We start from the raw sequence: 3,658 nt of genomic DNA, 5'->3' as shown, positions 1-3,658 counted from the left end.
GTATACAACACCCGGTCGAACCCGATCACACCCTGCCTGGCTAGTGACCAGAGTTTGGGCATGAGCACCACAGCTGTCATGATTTTCCGCACCTGGGTCACCACCTGGGCACGCGTACAATCCAAAACCTTCGCTAGCACCCCTTCTGTTGGGGTGGGTAACTCGTCTGGTACGCGTTCGACACTGGCAACCGTGCACACTTCACCAGAAGGCAGGGCCACACACGCCACCACATCATCCACGCCAACAGAAGTCTGAACACCAGAGCTTTGTCCTGCTTTCCCGTTAGTGACCAGCGGTCCTACACCAGGGTTGGAGGTGAACACCGCGTGCATGCCATCGGTGAAATCATCCACAGGCGTTACGTGGGCGCTGATCAAAGAAGCGACTGCTTCGGCTTGTTTCACCCGGGCTTCGTCCATGAGGCGCGTGGTCGTTTTGACTGTTTCGAAGAGTTCAACAGCCGGCCCGTCATACATGTCATTGCGTACATGGTGATCTGTTGTGGTCATATGGTTTCACCTCCTTGTGTGTTTCTATTCTATTTGTGTTCGAATGTAAGAGTCAAGGGTTTTTTTCGTTTTGTTTCGATTTATTCTCGAACGAGCGTTCAGTGAGTGATACCAAAAGGCTTCAGCTGGAGAAGCCAAAAGCGCTCAGACATCGGCACGACGAACGCTCAGCTGAGAAAACGACAAGCGCTCAATTGAGGAGACGACGAACGCTGAGCTACGGGCGCGAAAAGCGATCAGTGAACCGCATTCAGCTGTGGACACCGCAGACGACGCTCGCCAGCGAAAGTGATAGTGACGATAGACCAGCGCTACAAGACATTTGCCAGCGCGCGTAGGACACTCGACTCTTACAGCCGATCGCGCTTCACCAGCAACACCCTCATGTAAGCCAAAGGATGTGCACAGTCGCGAGCCGAGTTTAATGCTCAAAAAGTGTGTACAACAGGAGCCTTACGCCCAGCGCCCCGTAGGGCAACAGGCAGTTATACATGCTCCACGAATACACCGCACAAACCGGGCATTACGGCGCAAAGCGAGCGAAACTGCGCAATATAATGCGCCGTATCGCTCGCTTCGCGCCGTATGGACTGAAACATAAAGAGCCAAGTCACCAGTAGACCCCGCCACAACCCCAGAGCAACAGGCCCGCTACTACCCCAACCAGAGAAAGCTAGCCACCTTGTCAGGCCAGGACCACCTCGGCACGCTAGCTGGTCGCACCTCGGCTGAGACTTTCTACCGCAACGCCAAAGGGCGCCTCCTTAACGGAAGACGCCCTCACTCAGTACGGCCCTACACAGTACGGCACACCCAGGCAACTCAGCTCGAACGGCGATCAGACACACTCGCCGTCGACTCACCCACTCCGCACACCCACAAACTACTTGTCGTACAGGGCAGCGTACTCCCGGGCAAAGTTCTTCATCACAACGGGACGACGCACCTTCAACGACGCCGAAAGCTCGTCCTTTGTCTGCTCGAGATCCCGCGGCAACACCACGTACTTCCTAATCGACTGCGCACGGTTAACGTTCTCGTTCGCGTACTTCACAGCAACGTCGAGCGCTTCGCGCACCTTGGGGTGGCGACCGGCCTCTTCAATGCTCATCGCAGGCAATCCGTGGGTTTTCAACCACCCGGGAAGCATTTCACCGTCGAGCGTGATCATGGCTCCCACGAACCGCTCCCGGTCCCCCACAACTACCACTTCAGAAATGAGCGTGTGCCTGCGGAGTGAGTCCTCGAGAACAGCTGGCTGCACGTTCTCACCGCCTGCGGTCACGAGCAGTTCCTTCACCCGCCCCGTCACCGTGAGGTAACCTTCGTCATCGAGCTTCCCGAGGTCGCCCGTCTTGTACCAGCCGTCGTCAAAGGCCTCCTCGGTCGCCTCCGGGTTATCCAGGTAGCCACGGAAAACGTGGGGCCCCTTGATCTGGATCTCACCCGATTCCACTACTCGCAAAGAAGCACCAGGAAACGCTGTCCCCACCGTGCCAACCTTCAAGTGCCCGGGAAGGTTCACAGACGTGGGAGCTGCGGTCTCGGTCGCCCCGTACCCTTCCAAAATGTGAATGCCGAGCCCACGATAGAAGTGCCCCAACCACTGCCCCAGCGGCGCGCCACCGCAAATCGCGTACTCAACATCGCCACCCAGGGCCTTGCGCAGTTTCGAAAACACCACCGCGTCCGCCACTGCATGCTGGGCTTTCAGACCCAGCCCGGGGCCACCTCGGTCTTGGGCCACCGAGTACGCATGCGCGACACGAGACGCCCAATCGAAAATCATCTTCTGCAGCTTGCCTGCGTTGCGCGCCTTGTTAAACACGGTCTCAAAAACGCGGGGGACGGCCAGGAGCCATGTTGGTTTGAAATCGCCGAGGTCGTCCACGACAGTCTTCATCGACGGCGTGTACCCCACAACGCACCGGCTGTACAGGCACACGAACTCGATGAACCGACCAAACACGTGCGACAGCGGCAAGAACATGAGGATGCGGCTATCCTGACCGGCCAGAACTGTCCCGCCCAGTGCCGGGTTTTCCACACCGTTGACGGCGTGGTGCATGAAGTTTGCGTGGCTCAGTAGCGCGCCTTTGGGGTTTCCCGTGGTTCCCGAGGTGTACACGATGGTCGCGATGTCATCGGGCTGGAGTGCGTGGATGCGGGTATCGACCTCGTCCTGCGGGGTCTCATTTGCAGCACCCTGGAGACGTTTCACGTCTCCCCTGTCGATCACGTGGAGGTCCAACGACAGTTTCTCTACGACAGGGGCGGTGACATTCGCATACTCTTCCGACTCCACGATCAGCGCGGTCAGATCCGAGTTTTCTGCGATCCATTCCACTTGCCTGGTGGAGCTCGTCTGATAGATGGGCACCACAACCCCGCCGGCGCACATGATCGCCAAGTCGCACACGACCCAGTCATAACTGGTGTTGCCCATAAGACCTACACGGTCGCCAGGCTTCAGCCCGTGGGCGATCAATCCCCGCGCCGTGGTGAATACGTCACGGGCGTAGTCACGCACGGTGATCTGCTCAAACATGCCCGATGCACCGCGGCGCTCACAGTAGACGTCGTTCGGGTAGTCCCGTAGACGTTCGACAAGGACCGCCGGAATGCTTGCCGGGTAGGACAGATTTTCTTCGACAGGCGTCGACGCTTCGCGAACTGACACGTAGACCTTCAGGTGTTGGAGAAACTTTACAACCGTTCAGTGTACGTTTGAAAAAACACTTATACGAACCGCGTGGCGCATCAATTTTGAGTTCGTTTAAAAAGCTGTTACTGTTAATTCTCGTGCTCAGCACGATATTCCTCCGTAGCTCAGTTGGCAGAGCATTCGACTGTTAATCGAAGGGTCGCTGGTTCGAGCCCAGCCGGGGGAGCATAAATAAAGCGGGACACGCAGTGCTTGTCCCGCTTTTTCGTACCTTCGCCTACCCGCTACGCACCATCACTTCAGCACGTACCTCAGGAAAATTTCGCTCCCCTGGCGAAGCACCGAGGTGAGGGTCATCCTGGTTGGATGTTCTGCCTCGGAGTGCGCAATGCGAGGCGCCTCACCGGCCACAATCCACGACGCCACCGTCACACACAGCTCGTTCACCACACCCGCGCCAACGAACTCACCAAACACCCGC

The 3,658-nt window shown here is 57.6% G+C and carries 2 protein-coding genes, 1 tRNA gene and 1 pseudogene; 1 reads left to right on the top strand and 3 read right to left on the bottom strand.

Annotation, left to right across the window (positions count from 1 at the left end; all coding sequences use genetic code 11):
* Positions 1 to 512: pseudogene (locus tag HMPREF0183_RS07565) on the bottom strand (HNH endonuclease signature motif containing protein); the annotation flags it as partial.
* An 883-nt stretch (positions 513 to 1,395) separates the two neighbouring features.
* A complete protein-coding gene (locus tag HMPREF0183_RS07560) occupies positions 1,396 to 3,192 on the bottom strand; it encodes an AMP-dependent synthetase/ligase (RefSeq protein WP_005884633.1) in 1,797 nt (598 codons plus the stop codon).
* A gap of 138 nt (positions 3,193 to 3,330) precedes the next feature.
* On the opposite strand from HMPREF0183_RS07560, the gene HMPREF0183_RS07555 reads away from it, so the two are divergent.
* Positions 3,331 to 3,403, top strand: a tRNA-Asn gene (locus HMPREF0183_RS07555).
* 68 nt (positions 3,404 to 3,471) lie between these two features.
* Here HMPREF0183_RS07555 and HMPREF0183_RS12955 read toward each other — a convergent pair.
* Positions 3,472 to 3,658, bottom strand: a 187-nt coding sequence (locus HMPREF0183_RS12955) for a dihydrofolate reductase family protein (protein WP_005884631.1), incomplete at its 5' end; no start/stop codon positions are given.

It is taken from the genome of Brevibacterium mcbrellneri ATCC 49030 (assembly GCF_000178455.1).
GTDB lineage: Bacteria > Actinomycetota > Actinomycetes > Actinomycetales > Brevibacteriaceae > Brevibacterium > Brevibacterium mcbrellneri.
The sequence above is the reverse complement of the archived record's forward strand: the minus strand, read 5'-3'. Positions and strand labels throughout refer to the sequence as shown.